General features: G+C 66.6%; 16 protein-coding genes and 1 pseudogene. 9 read left to right on the forward strand and 8 right to left on the reverse strand.

Annotated features, from left to right (window positions below; translation table 11 throughout):
- The 3 genes and pseudogenes from AC1DZV_RS06935 to AC1DZV_RS06945 form a co-directional block, all read left to right on the forward strand.
- Window positions 1–221 (forward strand): annotated as a pseudogene (locus tag AC1DZV_RS06935) (lipoyl synthase); the annotation flags it as partial.
- 90 nt (window positions 222–311) lie between these two features.
- Window positions 312–1,061, forward strand: a complete 750-nt coding sequence (locus AC1DZV_RS06940; RefSeq protein WP_243179470.1) for a DUF4191 domain-containing protein — start codon at window positions 312–314, stop codon at window positions 1,059–1,061.
- A 216-nt stretch (window positions 1,062–1,277) separates the two neighbouring features.
- Window positions 1,278–1,640 carry a DUF3817 domain-containing protein gene (locus AC1DZV_RS06945; RefSeq protein ID WP_476953328.1) on the forward strand — a complete coding sequence of 121 codons (363 nt, stop codon included), beginning with the start codon at window positions 1,278–1,280 and terminating at the stop codon, window positions 1,638–1,640.
- Between the two features lie 167 nt (window positions 1,641–1,807).
- Here the strand turns inward: AC1DZV_RS06945 and AC1DZV_RS06950 are convergent, their stop codons facing one another.
- Complete coding sequence (locus AC1DZV_RS06950; RefSeq protein WP_459384400.1) at window positions 1,808–2,245, reverse strand: RDD family protein; 438 nt, start codon at window positions 2,243–2,245, stop codon at window positions 1,808–1,810.
- A 284-nt stretch (window positions 2,246–2,529) separates the two neighbouring features.
- Between AC1DZV_RS06950 and glnA (AC1DZV_RS06955) the strand changes: the two genes are divergently transcribed.
- Entirely contained in the window at window positions 2,530–3,954 is a 1,425-nt protein-coding gene (glnA, locus tag AC1DZV_RS06955; RefSeq protein ID WP_018772378.1) for a type I glutamate--ammonia ligase, read from the forward strand.
- A 278-nt stretch (window positions 3,955–4,232) separates the two neighbouring features.
- Here the strand turns inward: glnA (AC1DZV_RS06955) and AC1DZV_RS06960 are convergent, their stop codons facing one another.
- The 5 genes from AC1DZV_RS06960 to glnA (AC1DZV_RS06980) all read right to left on the reverse strand — a co-directional run bounded on the left by AC1DZV_RS06960 (window position 4,233) and on the right by glnA (AC1DZV_RS06980) (window position 10,365).
- Window positions 4,233–4,880 (reverse strand): MBL fold metallo-hydrolase, encoded by a 648-nt coding sequence (locus tag AC1DZV_RS06960; protein WP_476953329.1) that lies wholly within the window; start codon window positions 4,878–4,880, stop codon window positions 4,233–4,235.
- A gap of 70 nt (window positions 4,881–4,950) precedes the next feature.
- Window positions 4,951–5,466 (reverse strand): GNAT family N-acetyltransferase, encoded by a 516-nt coding sequence (locus tag AC1DZV_RS06965; protein ID WP_476952022.1) that lies wholly within the window; start codon window positions 5,464–5,466, stop codon window positions 4,951–4,953.
- A gap of 49 nt (window positions 5,467–5,515) precedes the next feature.
- Window positions 5,516–5,932: a VOC family protein gene (locus AC1DZV_RS06970; RefSeq protein ID WP_476953330.1), complete on the reverse strand. Its 417-nt coding sequence runs from the start codon at window positions 5,930–5,932 to the stop codon at window positions 5,516–5,518.
- Between the two features lie 71 nt (window positions 5,933–6,003).
- Window positions 6,004–9,015: a bifunctional [glutamine synthetase] adenylyltransferase/[glutamine synthetase]-adenylyl-L-tyrosine phosphorylase gene (locus AC1DZV_RS06975; protein WP_476953331.1), complete on the reverse strand. Its 3,012-nt coding sequence runs from the start codon at window positions 9,013–9,015 to the stop codon at window positions 6,004–6,006.
- Window positions 9,016–9,024: 9 nt separating this feature from the next.
- The gene (gene glnA / locus AC1DZV_RS06980; protein ID WP_028275859.1) at window positions 9,025–10,365 is read right to left on the reverse strand and encodes a type I glutamate--ammonia ligase; all 1,341 of its coding nucleotides are present in this window, start codon (window positions 10,363–10,365) and stop codon (window positions 9,025–9,027) included.
- Between the two features lie 262 nt (window positions 10,366–10,627).
- On the opposite strand from glnA (AC1DZV_RS06980), the gene panB reads away from it, so the two are divergent.
- The 3 genes from panB (at window position 10,628) to AC1DZV_RS06995 (ending at window position 12,970) form a co-directional block, all read left to right on the forward strand.
- A complete protein-coding gene (gene panB, locus AC1DZV_RS06985) occupies window positions 10,628–11,593 on the forward strand; it encodes a 3-methyl-2-oxobutanoate hydroxymethyltransferase (protein ID WP_476952020.1) in 966 nt (321 codons plus the stop codon).
- 205 nt (window positions 11,594–11,798) lie between these two features.
- A complete protein-coding gene (locus AC1DZV_RS06990) occupies window positions 11,799–12,188 on the forward strand; it encodes an SHOCT domain-containing protein (protein ID WP_476952019.1) in 390 nt (129 codons plus the stop codon).
- A 23-nt stretch (window positions 12,189–12,211) separates the two neighbouring features.
- Window positions 12,212–12,970, forward strand: coding sequence for an MBL fold metallo-hydrolase (locus AC1DZV_RS06995; protein WP_476952018.1), 759 nt, complete (start codon window positions 12,212–12,214; stop codon window positions 12,968–12,970).
- A 52-nt stretch (window positions 12,971–13,022) separates the two neighbouring features.
- On the opposite strand, the gene AC1DZV_RS07000 is transcribed toward AC1DZV_RS06995, so the two are convergent.
- Together AC1DZV_RS07000 and AC1DZV_RS07005 are read right to left on the reverse strand one after the other, a co-directional pair.
- Window positions 13,023–15,068, reverse strand: a complete 2,046-nt coding sequence (locus tag AC1DZV_RS07000) for a phage holin family protein (RefSeq protein ID WP_476952017.1) — start codon at window positions 15,066–15,068, stop codon at window positions 13,023–13,025.
- A 144-nt stretch (window positions 15,069–15,212) separates the two neighbouring features.
- Window positions 15,213–15,377, reverse strand: a complete 165-nt coding sequence (locus AC1DZV_RS07005) for an SPOR domain-containing protein (protein WP_018772367.1) — start codon at window positions 15,375–15,377, stop codon at window positions 15,213–15,215.
- 131 nt (window positions 15,378–15,508) lie between these two features.
- On the opposite strand from AC1DZV_RS07005, the gene map reads away from it, so the two are divergent.
- Both map and ppgK read left to right on the forward strand, forming a co-directional pair.
- The gene (gene map, locus AC1DZV_RS07010) at window positions 15,509–16,387 is read left to right on the forward strand and encodes a type I methionyl aminopeptidase (RefSeq protein WP_028275863.1); all 879 of its coding nucleotides are present in this window, start codon (window positions 15,509–15,511) and stop codon (window positions 16,385–16,387) included.
- A 98-nt stretch (window positions 16,388–16,485) separates the two neighbouring features.
- Window positions 16,486–17,289, forward strand: coding sequence for a polyphosphate--glucose phosphotransferase (gene ppgK, locus AC1DZV_RS07015; RefSeq protein WP_476952016.1), 804 nt, complete (start codon window positions 16,486–16,488; stop codon window positions 17,287–17,289).
- The last annotated feature ends 60 nt before the right edge of the window (window positions 17,290–17,349 follow it).

Below are 17,349 nucleotides of genomic sequence, written 5' to 3' on the forward strand. Positions count from 1 at the left end.
CAGGAATTCGTGGACCTGCAGCACTGCAGCACGAAGCGGACGAGATCGGCTTCCTGGGCGTCATGTCCGGGCCCCTGGTCCGTTCCTCCTACCGCGCCGGCCGGCTCTGGGCCACCGCGATGCGCAAGAAGGGCTGGGAAATCCCGGCCGAACTCGCCCACATCGAAAGCTCCGGAAGCACCCGCCAGGAAGCCAGCTCGCTGCTCGCGGCACATTCCTGAACCCTGCTCTGACACCCTTCCACTTAAGGGCCGGCACCGGATGACTCCGGTGCCGGCCCTTGGCCGTCCATCACGTAGAATTAAGGAACTATGGCGAATTCCCCTGATCCCAGCAACTCCAGCCCGGCTTCCGAAGCTCCGAAGCGCGGTCTTTTCTCCCGCAAGCCCAAGGAAGCAAAGGCCAAGAAGCCGAGCCGGCTGAAGCAGATCGGCGAGGTCTTCCAGATGACCCGCCGCCACGATCCCATGGTTCCCTGGCTCATGTTGCTGGCGTTCCTGGGTGTTGTTGCCCTCAGCCTGCTGGTCGGTTTCCTGCTCGATAACTGGATCACCGGCCTGATCATCGGCATCGCCCTGGGCGCCCTTGCGGCCACGCTGATCCTCTCCCGCCGGGCCGAGCGCGCCGCGTTCGCGCAGATCGAGAACCAGCCCGGCGCCTCAGGTGCCGCGCTGGGCACGCTCAAGCGCGGCTGGATCACCGAGGACCAGCCCGTCGCCGTGAACCCCCGCACGCAGGATGCCGTCTTCCGTGCCATCGGCCGCCCCGGCGTCGTGCTCGTCAGCGAAGGCCCCAGCAACCGGGTCAAGCCGCTGGTCGACGCCGAGCGCAAGCGCCTTGCGCGCATCCTCCCCAACGTCACCATCCACGTGATCGAAAGCGGCCGCGGCGAGGGCCAGGTGCCGCTCAGCCAGATCGCCAGGAAAATGAACAAGCTCAAGGGCGAACTGACCAAGACCGAGGTCAGCGCCGTGTCGAAGCGCATTTCCTCCCTCGGCGGCCGCCTGCCCATCCCGAAGGGCATCGATCCCTACAAGGCCCGTCCCACCCGCGGACGCTAGGCGGGCGTCAGTACCGCACCGCATAACGGAATTGCCCGCAGTACAGAATCGCCCCGGTTCACGGCCACCTCAGGCCGCCAGCCGGGGCGTTTCTCTTATTGCCCGACGTCGGCCAGCCCGGCGCCGGGCCACCGGACCTGGGACAACGGACGCAAGGTACCGGGCAGAGCGACACTGGACACCGCGAAAACGCACGCAAGAACTCAGGAGACACGCATGAAACTTCCCTCGACCGCCACGATGATCCGCATTTTCCGGGGGCTGGCGATCGCCGAAGCGTTCAGCTGGGCCACGCTGCTGCTCGGCATGGTGCTCAAATGGATCACCCGGACGACGGAACTCGGCGTGGAGATTGCCGGTCCGATCCACGGGGCGTTCTTCATCGGCTACGCGATTGCGGCACTGAGCCTGTGGGCAATGCTCCGCTGGCCGTTCCGGGTTGCCTTGCTCGCCGGGCTCTCCGCCGTCTTCCCCTTCGCGACGGTGTGGTTTGAGCGCTGGGCCGGCCGCCACGGATACCTGACGGCACGGTCCGGAGAGGCTGCGCCGACGCCGGCCCAGGAGACGGCAGGGGTCTAGCTCCGTCCAGGACCTCGGGTTTCTGTGCGCCCCGGCACACCATCGCTGTGCCCATCTGACGCACATGGCCGCAATGCGGGGAGGTTAGCGGCCATTCGTGGCAAACGGACGAGGCCCCGCCGCGCCTGGTTGCCTGGCACCGCCGTCGCGCATCCGGCGACGGATTGCTACATCCGGACGAGCACCGTATTCATGGCCTTGTCGTGGAGGCCGCGCTGGTCCGGGTCGAAGATGACGGCAGGGATAACGAGGCACAGCAGCAGAGTACGCACCAAAGCCGCGAGTGGACCCGCCGGGCCGCCGCCCAGCCGGACCACGTGGATCCCCACGATCCGGTGGCCGATGCCGTAGCCGAGGGTGCCGATCAGCAGGATCTGCTCGATGGCAAACACGGCAAGCGTGGCCCAGGAGTCGCCGCCGAAGGCGAAATTGCTGATCAACAGGGCAATGCCCCAGTCAATGCAGATCGCCAAGATGCGCCGGCCGGCACGGGCGATCGATCCTGCCCCGGATTCGGGCAGCCCGAGCCGCTCCCCCGGGTACCTGGAGATGCCGGATGTGTCCGGCCCGGTGAGCCATGAACCGATGTCTTTGCGATCAACCACCCTCCAAGCTTATCGGCTCTGGCCTGTCCACAGTGTGGGAGGTAGGGTGTCACATTGTGGACCAGATAGGCCACAGTGTGGACTGGCGACTAGCGTTTACGTGTCAGGACATTCTGTAACCTCCCCGAAACAATGCGGACACTGCGGGGAAATCCCTTGTCCTTAGGGTGGTAACAGTTGCTAGCGACTGCGAAGCGGGGAAGCTTTTTTGCCTTCTCCGCTGTTGGACTGCGCTGGACAAATGTGCCTGACGGCCAGATCTTTCATATGCGTAAGGAGCATAGATGTTCAAGACTGCGGACGAAGTCCTCAAGTTCATCAAGGACGAAGACATCAAATTCGTCGATATCCGCTTCACCGATCTCCCGGGCGTTCAGCAGCACTTCAACGTGCCCGCCAAGAGCGTTGACGCCGACTTCTTCGTCAACGGCCAGCTTTTCGACGGATCTTCGATCCGCGGCTTTCAGGGCATCGCCGAGTCTGACATGCAGCTCATCCCGGACGTCACGACGGCGTTCATCGACACGTTCCGCATGGAGAAGACCCTTGCGCTGAACTTCTCGATCGTGAACCCGCGTACCGGTGACCCGTACCACCGCGATCCCCGCGGCGTGGCCGAGAAGGCGGAGGCCTACCTGGCTTCGACCGGCATTGCCGACACCGCGTTCTTCGCTCCCGAGGCCGAGTTCTTCGTCTTCGACAACGTCCAGTACCAGTCCTCCCCGCAGGGCAGCTTCTACAAGATCGACTCCGAGGAAGCACACTGGAACTCGGGCCGTGAGGAAGAGGGCGGAAACCTCGGCTACAAGACCCCGGTCAAGGGCGGATACTTCCCGGTCTCCCCCACCGACAAGCAGGCCGACCTGCGCGACGCCATGTGTGTTGCCCTGGACGAGGCCGGCCTTGAAGTCGAGCGCAGCCACCACGAAGTCGGCTCCGCCGGCCAGGCTGAAATCAACTACAAGTTCACCACCTTGACCCACGCGGCTGATGACCTGCAGAAGTTCAAGTACGTCATCAAGAACACCGCCGATGCCTGGGGCAAGTCCGTGACCTTCATGCCGAAGCCGGTCTTCGGTGACAACGGCTCGGGCATGCACTGCCACCAGTCGCTGTGGACCGGCGGCGAGCCGCTGTTCTACGACGAGAAGGGCTACGCCGGCCTGTCCGACACCGCCCGCTGGTACATCGGTGGCCTGCTGAAGCACTCCTCCGCTGTCCTGGCCTTCACCAACCCGACGGTGAACTCCTACCGCCGCCTGGTCAAGGGTTTCGAAGCGCCGGTCAACATGGTTTACTCGCAGGGCAACCGTTCCGCCGGTATCCGTATCCCGATCACGGGCTCCAACCCGAAGGCCAAGCGCATCGAGTTCCGCGCTCCGGACCCCTCCTCCAATCCGTACCTGGCGTTCGCTGCCCAGCTGATGGCCGGCATCGACGGCATCCGTAACCGGATCGAACCCCCGGCTCCGATCGACAAGGACCTCTACGAGCTCCCGGCCGAAGAAGCCAAGGACATCCCCAAGGCTCCGGGCACCCTCGAGGAGGCCCTGGATGCACTGGCCGAGGACAACGAGTTCCTGCAGGCCGGCGGCGTCTTCACCCAGGACCTGATCGACACCTGGATCGAGTACAAGTACGAGAACGAGATCCGTCCGCTTTCACTGCGCCCGAACCCGTACGAGTTCGAGCTCTACTACGGCGTCTAGTTAGATAAAGCGGCCCGACACTGTTCGTCCGCAACAGTTCCAATATAAAAAGGCCGGTCACGGGTTCATCCCGTGACCGGCCGCACACTGCAATGGCCTCCCACGACAGTCCGGCCTGCCGGGCACGCAGCACCACTTCGGTTTCCGTGCGCGCCAGTTCTTTGTGGAGTTCCGCCACGGCGTAGAGCGCCTCGGCCGGCCCCTTGCCGTCCATGGAACCTATCAATGTCTGCATGAAGCACCTCCTGCGTCAACGTTAGTTGACACAGGGAGAGGCGTCAACCCTCGTTGACGGCGAGAAGCCGGCGTAATTCCCCTATGGGATCGGGGATTTCCGGTCCGTGGGAAAAGAGCATCCTGTCCGGCTCCAGCAAGCTCAGTCTCAGAAGCGACTCTTCGGCCCGCGCAGAGTCCGCTGTAAACTGCTCCGGCGGCCGTCGCATCACACCTCCGGCTGTCCCCACAGCGTCCCCTACGAACAGCATTCCGTCGTCATGCAGCAAGCTGATATGTCCTGCCGTATGGCCAGGCGTCTGCACGATCTGAATATCGCGGACCCTGTCACGTTCCACGAGCGGGCGCAGCGGCACCGCGGAAGGAATCTGGGAAACGTCCGCCGCGCCCGTCCAGATCGCTGCCAACGGGCTCCGATCCACGACTTCGCCGAGGCCGCCGACATGGTCCGGATGCCAATGGGTGAGGACGACGTCGGTGATGTCACTCCATGCTGCTCCAACACGGTCCAACGCCGCCGCAATCGCATCCGCGCTGCCCTTGAGGCACGTATCGATCAACAGCAATCCCCCGGTGTGCGGCACAAGGAAACAACGTACGTCCATCGTCAACTCAACCGGCCCTGCCAGCCCGGCGGGGATGTGGAGCTCCTGGATGACCGGTTCTACCTGCATCTGTGAGTGGCCCATCATGCACCTTTCCAGCGGCTGATCGTGGTTCAATACTGAGGCACACATCGTCCCAGTCAAGATGCGCTTGCGGTCAGAATGCCCGGTACATGATGCGTTGCGGGCCGGCGTCGCCGCCTTCGTAGCGGCCGCGGTCCTCGAATCCGGCCTTGCGGTATGCGGCTTGGCCGCCGGGGTTCAGTTCGTTGACGGAGAGTACAACGCCGGCCTGGCCGCTGCCGAGGTCCGCCGTCAGTTTGGCGGCCTCCCGCACTGCGGCCTCCGCGGCGAGGGTGCCGAGGCCCTTGCCCTGCTGCCACCGGTCGATCAGGAAGCCCCGCAGGAGCCAGGCCGTGTGGTCCTCTGGCCAGCCCGCGAGGGTCGCCGCCCCAGCCTGGAGCGTCAAGACTCCCACGGCGGCCCCGTTCTCATCCACGGCGATCGGGTGCCGGGACTCTTCCTCGAGCCCGATCAGCATCATCCGCAGCGGGTCCCCCACCAACTTCTGCTGCCCAGCGCCGAGCTCCAGCAGCGCGATCTCCCCAAGCTTGATGGCCCGGGCGTCGTCGTCGAGGTTCTTTAAAGGCAGCAGCCATACATGTCCAGACATAAAGACAGCGTACCCGCGCCGGCGGCGCCCGCCGCCTCAAGGAAAGGGGCTACAGCGCAGCGTCCTTGGGCGGTCCGGCCGGATCCATCCAGAAGACTTCCCAGAGGTGTCCGTCCGGGTCCTGGAAGCTGTGCGTGTACATGAAGCCGTAGTCCTGGGCCTCCGCCGATGCCGTGCCCCCGGAGGTCAGGGCGGTGCGGATGACCTCATCCACGGCTTCGCGGCTCTCCAGCGAGAAGGACATGATGACCTCGGCGGTGCCGGCCGTAGCGGCGACGGACTTCGACGTGAAGGTCTTGAAGTAGGACTCGACGAGCAGCATGACGTACGCGCCGTCGTTGACGATCATGCAGGTGGCGTTCTCATCGGTGAAGTCGGGGTTGAAGGAAAATCCCAGCGCCGTGAAGAATTCAACGGTCTTATCCAGATTCCGGACGGGAAGGTTCACAAAAAGTTGCCTGGCCATTGGCCCAAGGTAGCACCGCCCGCAGCATGTGTCAGTAGGCCCTGTCAGCAGCCGCAGGCCGCCGCCGGGCGCTATTGGCCGTAGAAGACCCGCTCGAAGACCGCCCGGGCGCGCCGGCTCAACCGCAGGTAGTCCTCCTCCAGCGCCGCGGCGTTGCCCTGTCCGTAGCCGCACCAGCGGGCCACCGCCTCAAGGTCACGGCGGGAGGAGGGCAGCAGGTCCGAGGGCCGGCCGGTCCAGATGACGTTGGCCGAACGGATCCGGCTCGCCAGCCGCCAGGCCCGGAGGAGGATGCCGGTGTCCCCCGCGTCCATCAGGTCCAGGGCCGCGGCCGCCTCGAGCGCGTCCACCGTGGACGTGGTCCGCAGCTCCGGGTGCCGGCCGGCGTGCCGGAGCTGGAGCAGCTGGGCCAGCCACTCGACGTCACTCAACCCGCCCCGGCCAAGCTTCAGGTGACGGGCGGCATCGGCGCCGCGCGGCAGGCGCTCCGCCTCGACCCTGGCCTTGACCCGCCGCACCTCCCGGACGTCCTGGTCAGACAAAGACTCCGGGTACCGGATGGTGTCGATCAGCGCGACGAAATCCTCGGCCAGGGCGTCGTCGCCGGCCATGGGGCGCGCCCGCAGCAACGCCTGGGCCTCCCAGACCAGGGACCACCGGCGGTAGTACTCGGCATAGGACTCCAGGGACCGCACCATGGGCCCGCTCTTGCCCTCGGGGCGCAGGTCCGCGTCCACCGCGAGTACCCGCTCGGCCAGGATCGCCGGTTTGAGCGGCTGGGTCAGCAGGCTGGAGAGCTTGCCCACGATCTGCAGGGCCTGAGCCTGCGCCTCCTCTTCCGGCACGCCGGGGCGTCCGCGGTGGACATACATGACGTCGGCGTCCGAGCCGTAGCCGATCTCCCGGCCGCCCTGACGGCCCATCGCAACCACCAGCACGTGGGTCTTCAGCGGTTCCCCGGCGGTGATGATCGTCTCCGCCACGCGCAGCGCCCCCAGCACGGCGGCCCGGTCCGTGTCGGCGAGGGCTTCCCCCACCTGGTCCTGGTCCAGCAGCCCGGCGCTGTCCGCGATGGCGACCCGGAGGATTTCCCGGCGCCGGATCAGCCGGATCAGCCGCATGGCACTCTCCGGGTCCGCGTGCCGGGACATCTTCGAGGTGATTTCAAGCCATTGGGATTCGAAGCTCAGCGGCACCAGTTCCTTGTCCGTGCCCAGCCACGCCACTGATTCGGGCGAAACCTCCAGCAGGTCCGCGATCAGCCGGGAGTTGGCGAGCACGTGGCAGAGCCGCTCGGCCGCGGCCGTCGAATCCCGGAGCATGCCCAGGTACCAGTGCGTTGTGCCGAGGGCCTCGCTGACCCGCCGGAAGGCGAGCAGCCCGGCGTCGGGGTCCACGCCGTCGGCGAGCCAGTCCAGCAGGATGGGCAGGAGCTGGCGCTGGAGTGCCGCGCGCCGGCTCACGCCGGCGGTGAGGGCCTCGATGTGCCGCATGGCGCCGGGGGGATCGAGGTAACCGAGGGCGGCGAGGCGGCCCTGGGCGGCTTCCGGGGTCAGGCGTGCCTCTTCGCTGCTCAGGGTGGCGACAGTATTGAGCAGGGGGCGGTAGAAAATTCGTTCGTGGAGTTCCCGCACGGAGCGCTTGGTTTTTCGCCATGCGGCGACCAGAGCGTCCGGCTTGGGCCGCTCGGCGGAGAAAGGTCCCAGGACCGCCTTGGCGAGGGAACGCAATGACGCTTCGTTCACCGGCATGAGGTGCGTCCGGCGCAGCTGGAACAGCTGGATCCGGTGTTCGAGCAGCCGCAGGTAGCGGTAGTCGCGGTCGAACTCCGCGGCGTCGGAGCGGCCGATATACCCGCCGGCGGAGAGCGCGGCGATGGCCGAGGTGGTGTCACGGCAGCGCAGCGATTCATCAGACTTGCCGTGCACGAGCTGCAGCAGCTGGACGGTGAATTCGACGTCGCGCAGGCCGCCGCGGCCCAGCTTGATCTGCCGCTGTTCCTCATCGGCTGGAATATGCTCGGTGACGCGGCGGCGCATGGCGCGGACGGATTCGACAAAGCCCTCCCGGCCGGCCGAAGACCAGATCAGGGGCGTCAGGGCTGCCTCGTAGCGGGCCCCCAGGACGGTGTCGCCGGCGATGGTCCGGGCCTTCAGGAGGGCCTGGAATTCCCAGCTCTCGGCCCAGCGCGCGTAATAGCTCTCGTGCGAGGCGAGGGTCCGGACCAGCGGCCCCGACTTGCCCTCGGGCCGGAGGTTCGCATCGACTTCCCACAGCCCGGGTTCGCGGCTCGTGGACATGATCGCGCGCGAGATCCCGGAGGCGAGGACCGTGCCGATGGTCGTGGCCCGGGTCTCCTCAACCGCGCCGGACTCGATCACGTAGATGACGTCGACGTCGGAAATGTAGTTCAGTTCGCGGGCACCGCACTTGCCCATGCCGATCACGGCGAGGCCGACGTCGGCCACCTCCGCGGCGTCGAACTTCTCCGCCGCCTCGGCCCGGGACACGGCGAGGGCCGCCTCGAGCGCAGCCCCGGCGAGATCCGCCAGTTCCGCACCCGCGGCCGGCATGAAGTCCAGCGGATCGGCCGCGCACAGGTCCTTGATGGCGAGCTCCACGAGCCCGCGCCGGTAGGCGGTGCGCAGGGCCGCGTAGGCTTCCTGACCGCTAAGGGCCGCCACCGGCCGGGCAGACTTGGGATCGGCCCGCACCGACTGCAGCAGCCGCGTCCGCAGGGCCACGGCGTCCGCGGGCATCGGCTCCGGACTGACCCGGACATCGAAGGCATCGAGGTGTTCGGGGTGGCGGATGAGGAACTCGCCCAGCGCCTCGGAGGCCCCCAGGACCCGGTACAGCGGTTCGCTGCTTTCCGGGTCCGCGACGGCAAGCTTGCGCAGCTCCGGGTGCTTCTCGATCAGCCGGACCAGGGACTGCAGGGCCGTGTCCGGGTTGGCCGCCAGCTGCAGCCCTGCAAAGAGGGCATCCTGGTCGAGTCCTTCCAGTTCCCGGGCCGCCAGGAACCGCTCGCCCTTGTCGAGATCGCTGAAGCCGGCGGCAATGAGGCGTCGTGCCAGGCTCATCGGGGCAACCTACAGAATGCCGAGATTGCGCTGCAGTTCGTAGGGCGTCACCTGGAGGCGGTAGTCCTGCCATTCTGCACGCTTGTTGCGCAGGAAGTGCTCGAACACCTGCTCGCCGAGGATCTGCGGCATGAGCTCGGAATCCTCCATGGTCCGGATGGCGTCATGCAGGCTGGCCGGCAGCGGGTCGTGTCCCATGGCGCGGCGTTCCGCCGAGCTCAGCGACCAGATGTCGTCCTCGGCCGCCGCGGGGAGCTGGTAGCCCTCCTCGATGCCCTTGAGGCCGGCACCGAGCAGCACGGCGTAGGCCAGGTAGGGGTTGGCGGCGGAGTCGATGCCACGGTATTCGATCCGCGCGGACTGGCCCTTGCCGGGCTTGTACAGCGGGACGCGGACCAGGGCGGAGCGGTTGTTGTGGCCCCAGCTCAGGTAGCTCGGTGCCTCTCCCCCGCCCCAGAGCCGCTTGTAAGAGTTGACGAACTGGTTGGTCACGGCCGTGAATTCGGGGGCGTGCTTGAGGATGCCGGCGATGAACTGGCGCGCCGTCTCGGAAAGCTGGAACTCGGAACCGGCCTCGTAGAAGGCGTTGGTGTCCCCCTCAAAGAGGGAAAAGTGGGTGTGCATGCCGGAACCCGGGTGGGCGGTGAAGGGCTTGGGCATGAAGGTGGCATAGGTGCCCTGCTGCAGCGCGACTTCCTTGATGACCGTGCGGAACGTCATGATGTTATCCGCGGTCTGCAGGGCGTCGGCGTAGCGCAGGTCGATTTCGTTCTGGCCCGGGCCGGCTTCGTGGTGGCTGAATTCCACCGAGATACCCACCGATTCGAGCATGGTCACGGCGGTCCGGCGGAAGTCCTGGGCCACGCCGCCCGGGACGTGGTCGAAGTAGCCGCCCTCGTCCACGGGGATGGGTGATCCGTCCGGCCCCGGTTCCTGGGACTTGAGCAGGTAGAACTCGATCTCGGGGTGGGTGTAGCAGGTGAAGCCCATGTCCGCGGCCTTGGCCAGGGTGCGCTTGAGGACGTTGCGCGGGTCCGCGGCGGAAGGTTCGCCGTCGGGCGTCAGGATGTCGCAGAACATCCGCGATGTGGCCTCGGTCTCGCCACGCCACGGCAGGATCTGGAACGTGGCCGGATCCGGCTGGGCCAGCATGTCGGATTCGAAGACGCGGGCCAGGCCTTCGATCGAGGAACCGTCGAATCCGAGTCCTTCCTCGAAGGCGCCTTCCACCTCGGCCGGGGCCAGCGCCACGGACTTGAGCGATCCCACGACGTCGGTGAACCACAGGCGCACAAACCGCACGTCGCGCTCTTCGATCGTCCGCAGGACAAACTCTTGCTGGCGGTCCATACTGGCCTCTTTCCGGTTCTTCCATCCGCCCCAGGCCCGGCATTCATGGGCCCCGCGGCTGCTCACGGTTCACTTTACTAAGCATTGCCGCCGATTGCTGAAGCCGGACCCCCGCGTAACACACCGTTAACACAAAGGCGGACGAATTCGCGGCGAGAGGGGCTATTGCGCCGTCGCACAGGCCGCCCGTGTGACGTGATTCACGCCGGGCGGGGGCAACCCGCGGTAGCTGCGGCACTTCGTCTCGCACTACGCTCGTGGCATGGCCTCAAGTAACAGCTCCGATTCCAGCACGCCCGCAGAACTCGCGGCCCCCTACGGCAGCGGCCCGGCGGCGGCTTCAGCGGCCGCCTCTTCGGGCACGACGGCCAGTGGCACAGACGGAACCGCCGACGGCGGCACCGGCGGGCCTGCGGAGGCGGCCCGGAAACCGGCGGCCAGGATCCGCACGCATCATCTCCAGGCGGCCAAGGCGAACGGTGAGCGCTTCGCCATGCTCACCGCGTATGACCAGTACACCGCAGAAATCTTTGACCAGGCAGGCATCGAGGTGCTCCTGGTCGGCGATTCGGCCTCCAATAACGTCTTCGGCAACGAAACCAGCCTTCCGGTGACGGTGGACGAGCTCCTTCCGCTGTGCCGGGCCGTCGCCCGCTCCGCACGGCGGGCCCTGGTGGTCGCTGACCTGCCGTTCGGCAGCTACGAGGTCTCCGCCCAGCAGGCTGTTGCCACCGGCGTCCGGTTCCTGAAAGAGGGCCTGGCCCACGCCGTTAAGATCGAAGGCGGAAAGTTCTACGCCGAGACCGTCCGGGCCATGGTCCAGGCCGGCATCCCCGTCATGGCGCACATCGGTTTCACCCCGCAGAGCGAGCACTCCCTCGGCGGCTACCGCGTCCAGGGCCGCGGCGATGACGCCCAGCGGTTGATCGACGACGCCGTCGCGCTGGCGGACGCCGGCGCGTTCAGCGTGCTCATGGAAATGGTCCCGGCCGCCACGGCAGCCGCCGTGGATGCCGCCGTCGACGTCCCCACGGTCGGCATCGGCGCCGGCAGCGCCACCACCGGACAGGTCCTGGTGTGGCAGGACATGGCCGGTTTGCGCGGCGGAAAGATGGCGAAATTCGTCAAACAGTACGCCGACCTCCGCACGTCGCTCAGTGACGCCGCAAAAGCCTATGGCGACGACGTGCGCTCAGGCCAGTTCCCCGGCCCGGAACACTCCTTCTAGTTCCGCTCCGGCGGGCCCCTGACCTTCCGGTTCCGGGGACTCTTTTGCAAGACCTCATCCTTCACGGGCGATGCGTTGCGCCTCAGGTACGGGCAGGCTGACCAATAAGGTCTGCATTAGGACCTCAAGATGTTCCGCCGGCCCGGACGGTTTCATGCGCTAAGCGTCAGGTCAGGCTCCGGCGGACACGATTCGAGGAGTATCGATGGACACGAATAGCTTCTGGAACGTTCTGCTCTGGAGTTTCTGGTTCTTCATCTGGATCGCTGCGCTGATGGTGTGGTTCCGCTGCCTGATGGACTTGTTCAGCGACCACGAACTCAGCGGTTGGGCCAAGGCCGGCTGGGTTATCCTGCTGATCTTCGTTCCCTGGCTCGGCGCCCTCATCTACCTGATCGCCCGGGGCCGGAGCATGACCGATCGTCAGATGAAGATGCTGGCCCAGCAGCAGGCTGCCCAGCAGGAGTACATCAAGCAGGCCGCAGGCTCGACGGCCAGCCCGGCCGGCCAGATCGCCGATGCCAGGGCGCTGCTCGATTCCGGAGCCATCAACCAGACCGAGTTTGATTCGCTCAAGGCAAAGGCCTTGGCCTGACACGAAAACGGGCTACGCCCGACATGAGAATCACCTGGCTTGGTCACTCCACGGTGGTTCTGGATCTCGACGGGGTTCGGATCCTCACCGATCCGCTGCTCCGTTCCCATGCCGGGTTGCTCCGACGCCTGGCACCGCGTCCGGACCCGGCCTTGTGGGACCGACCGGACGCGGTGCTCCTCTCCCACCTGCACCACGACCACGCCGAGTTGCGCTCCCTGCGCATGCTGCGCGGGGCACCGCTGATGAGCGCGCCGGCGAACGTGGCCTGGCTGCGTCGCCGAAAGCTGGCGCACACAGTTTCCTTGGGCGACGGCTGGACCCCGGTAGGCAGCGGCGTCCAGATTCGCCAGGTGCCGGCCGAGCATCGCAGCCGGCCAATGCCGCACCGACCCAACGACGCCAATGGCCAGCTCGTCCGCGGCCAGTCGGGCATCGTGTGGATCGCCGGTGACACTGGCTTGTTCCCGGAGATGGCCGCGCTCCCCGCCATGGCGGGAGGGCCGATCGATGTCGCCCTGGTGCCGGTCTGGGGGTGGGGGCCGAGGCTCTCGGCGGGACACCTGACTCCGGAGACCGCCGCCCGGGCTGTCGCGATGAGCGGCGCGCGGTTCGCCCTGCCGGTGCACTGGGGGACGCTGCACCCTCCGTTCGTCACCTACTTTGCCCGGAGCTGGCTCGAGCGGCCCGGCCACCGGTTCGCCGCTGCCGTGGCGGAACAGGCTCCCGGCTGCACGGCAGTGGTCCTCGCTGCCGGCCAGTCCTGGGTCGCGCCCTCGTAAGCCAGGGGCCTCGGGTTGGATCCGCCCCGGGGAAATCCCCCCGGTTGGTCGCTCAGCCGCGGGACGCCGTCGTGGCGCGCTGGCCACAGGACTCAAGCATCGCCACCAGCACCTGGTGGAGTTCCCCGGCACCCTCGATCCGCTCGGGCAGCCGCGCCATGAGATCGGCCGGGCCCATCAGCACGGCGCGGTCCTGCCAGCCTCCCAGTCCCCCGTGCGATCCCACGAGGCCTTCGAAGGCTGCAACGTCGCCGGTCGCGGGATCCACCGCGCTGTTGACATAGAGGTCCGGCGCCTCGGGGTGCATCAACGCGAGATTCAGCACCCGCGCCGCATGCGGCCCGAAACCGGCCAGCGGGTCGGTGCCCTCCACTGCCCCGCTGGTGATGTTGACGCGCCCACCGCTTCCGATCGCCCACGCCCCGCCCTCTTCATCGATGCCGGCCACGAACCCGATGCCGGGATGGCCCGCCAGGCCAGGGACCAGGGCGGGCCACCGATGCTCGAGGGCCTGGAGACTCAGGCGCCGGTCACCCCGCAGGTACACCAGGCCCAGGTTGCCCGAGCCCAACACGACCACCGGGTCCTCCGCGCCGCCTGGGCCGGATGTCTGCTGTGCCGGCGTCTCTTGTGCCTTGGTCAGCACCTTGTCGGCGCGGCCGGCTAGCTTCCCGGACAATCCGCCAGTGGCAACGTCGCCGGCGATGGAGTCAGCGCGCCCGAGTCCCTCGACGGACGCGTCCACGTTCTGAACGTGTTCCTGCATCAGTTCCGCGCACAGATCACCAAGCGCCTGGTCATACCTGTCCGCGAACGGCGTGCCCTGGGACTGGCCGTGGTCCGAGAGCACCACCAGCCGGTAGCGGCGGGGAGCGGACCCGGCGAGTTCGGCCAAGGCACCGAGCGTGCGGTCCAAGCCATCCAGGGCTGCAAGCGACTCGGGGCGGAACATGCCTGCGTGGTGGGCAATCTCGTCGTAGTCAACGTAGTCGACATAGATGCTCTTCGTGCCGCGACGCAGCTCCTCTGCCACCAGCGCCGTGTTCAGGTCCCGCAGCAGACCGTTGGTGACTGCCCGCAGCAGGGCGAAGGTCCAGTCCCGCCGCACCCGCGGGTTGAGGTCACGTTTGACCTGTCTCCGGGCCTGCCAACGCTCCTTGAAGATCTCGCCGACGGTCCGCGTGAAGCTGCGCATGAAGCCGTTCGGGGTGGCAAAAAACCAGGCGAACGCCCGGCGGGTTTGGGTCGAGCCGCGCCGGACCTCTACCCGGCTCATCGTCAAAAACGAGCGGGGCGCGTCACCGGTGAACAGGTTCGAGATGGAGACGCCGTCGTCGCAGAGCAGTCCCTGGCCGGTGCTGTGCCTTTCTTCGATCACCCGGGCGTCTGCCGGACGGTTGGCCACCAGGACGCGTTGGAGCTCACGGTCATACCACCGGAAGGCCGGGATCCCGTCGACCGTGCCGTGCAGAATGCCCATCTGGCTCGCCGGCGTCGTGCAAGGCAGCTGGGGAGTCCATTCACGGAACTGATAGTCCCCCGAGGCCAGCCAGCGGCGGAGATGGGGCACTCCCCCGGACTGGATAGCCCACTGCAGCACCGGGAAGGGGACCCCGTCGAGCTGGACGAACAGGACACCGTCAACCTCCGGATCGGTCACCGGTACCTGCCGGCGTGCCCGTCCGGCCAGCGAGGTGATGAGGCCGTCATCGGTTCCGGCTGTGGTGGCCCACGAAATGAGCGTGCCCACGACGGCACTGACCCAAGTAGCGGCGAGGGCTGTCAAAGGCGTCGACTCGATGCCGGGCACCAGACGGATGGCGACGTACATGATCAGGGCCTGCCCCACCAGGGCGGTGAGAAGCACTGCCACCCAGCCCACCCTGGCCGAGATCTCCACTAGCACCGGGCGCAGGACCAGGCCGACGAGGCCGGCTGCCGCCGCCACGGCGGCGTATGACCACCAGCTGGCCGCAGAGAACCCCGGAAGCAGGGCGCCGGTGATAATGAGGGCTACAGTCGAGGCAGCCCAGGCAAGGACCAGCCTGGCGAGGTCTGAGATTCGGGCGCCGCGGGTGCGGGCAACGCGCGTCGGCATTTTCCCAGTATGGCTGTCGGCAACCGGCTCGCACCCACCCTCACAGGGTGAGAATCAGGGGCTGGGAAAAATCAGTCAGCCTGTGCGCTGTCCGGTCCGCGATCGCCGGGGGACGTTCCCGCGGGCGCAGCAGGCCCGTACGGGCTAGTCGTCCTCGTCCTTGTCCCAAGCCTCATTGCGCGCCTTGACCTTTTCCAGGGCATGTTCGGCTTCCTCACGGGTCTTGTACGGTCCGATCAGCTGGCTCCAGTCGGACATCGCGTCTTCCTCGATCTCGTGGGTGTTGACGTTGTACCAGTATTCGGGCATCGGGGCTCCTTCATGGCCCGGAGCGTGTCCCGGCGTGTTTTCCGGGCTGTATTTTCCGGGCTGTATTTTCCGGGCTGTATTTTCCGGGCTGTATTTTCCGGGGCGAGCCCGGCTACTTATATGATCAATCTATGCCTTCTCTAGCCTCAACTGCACCCATCGGCACGCTGGTCCCGGGGACAGTGAGCCCGCAGCTTCCCGTGCCGCCGTCCATCCCGCGTCCGGAATATGTAGGCAAGCCGGCTCCTGCGAAGTTCACAGGGTCCGAGGTCAAGTCGGCGGAGACCATCGAGAAGATCCGGATCGCCTCCAAAATCGCCGCCCAGGCCATCGTGGAGGTCGGCAGGCACATCGAACCCGGCGTCACCACCGACCAGCTGGACCGGGTGGGCCATGAGTTCCTGCTGGACCACAACGCGTACCCCTCCACCCTCGGATACCGGGGCTTTCCGAAGTCCCTGTGTTCGTCCCTCAACGAGGTCATCTGCCACGGCATCCCGGACAGCACGGTGGTCCGGGACGGCGACATCCTCAACATCGACATCACGGCCTTCATTGGCGGCGTCCATGGCGACACCAACTACACCTTCCTGGTCGGCGACGTCGACGAGGAATCCCGCCTCCTCGTCGAGCGCACCCGGGAATCGCTTAACCGCGCCATCCGGGCCGTGGCTCCCGGACGCGAAATCAACGTGATCGGCAGGACCATCGAGTCCTACGCAAAGCGCTTCGGCTACGGGGTGGTCCGCGACTTTACCGGGCACGGAGTTGGCGAAGCCTTCCACACCGGGCTGATCATTCCGCACTATGACGCGGCGCCGGCATACAACACCACCATGGAAACCGGTATGGTGTTCACGATCGAGCCAATGCTGACCCTGGGCACCGTTGACTGGGACATGTGGGCCGATGACTGGACCGTCGTGACCCGCGACCGCAAGCGCACCGCCCAGTTCGAGCACACCCTGCTCGTGACGGAGTCCGGTGCCGAGGTCCTCACGCTGCCCTGACCGCCGGCTCCACACGCTAGTTCCCGGAACCACCCCGCTCTTTCACCACCGGCCTTGCCCGGTCACTACAGCCCGCCCCTGCCACGAACGGAACGACATTGGCCAAGAAGGACGAAAAGTCGAAGAAGAACGCCCCCCTGATCGGCATTGACATCGGTGGCACCGGAATCAAGGGCGGGATCGTGGACCTGAAGAAGGGGAAGCTGATCGGTGACCGCGTGCGCTTCCCGACGCCGCAGCCCTCCACCCCTGAGTCCGTGGCCGAAGTCGTCGCGCAGGTTGTCGCCGAGCTCTCTGCCCGTTCCGATGCCCCCGACGCCAGCAGCCCCGTGGGAGTCACCTTCCCCGGCATCATCCAGCACGGCGTGGTCCATTCGGCCGCGAATGTAGACAAGTCGTGGCTGGAAGCCGACATCGATGCCATGCTCACGGCGCGTCTCGGCCGCCCGGTGGAGGTCATCAACGACGCCGACGCGGCCGGACTCGCCGAGGCCCGCTTCGGTGCCGGCGAGGGAGTCGCCGGCACGGTGCTGGTGATCACCCTTGGCACCGGCATCGGTTCTGCGTTCATCTTCGACGGCAAGCTGGTTCCCAACGCCGAACTCGGACACCTGGAGATTGACGGCTTCGACGCCGAGACCAAGGCCTCAGCCGTGGCCCGTGAGCGCGAGGGCCTCAGCTGGGAACAGTACAGCGTCCTGCTGCAGCGCTACTTCTCCCATGTTGAATTCCTGTTCTCCCCCGAGCTCTTCATTGTAGGCGGCGGCATCTCCAAGCGTGCGGACGAGTACCTGCCGCGCTTGAAGCTGCGCACGCCGATCGTCCCGGCCGAGCTGAAGAACGACGCCGGGATCGTGGGCGCGGCCATCGAGATTGCCCTCAAGCACAAGCTGGCAAAATAAAGGCCCATCACGCCGCAAAAACCAATTGAGCTATCACTCCGGGTCGTTCTGAACGCTGGG

This window comes from Arthrobacter sp. P1_D12 (assembly GCF_056406175.1).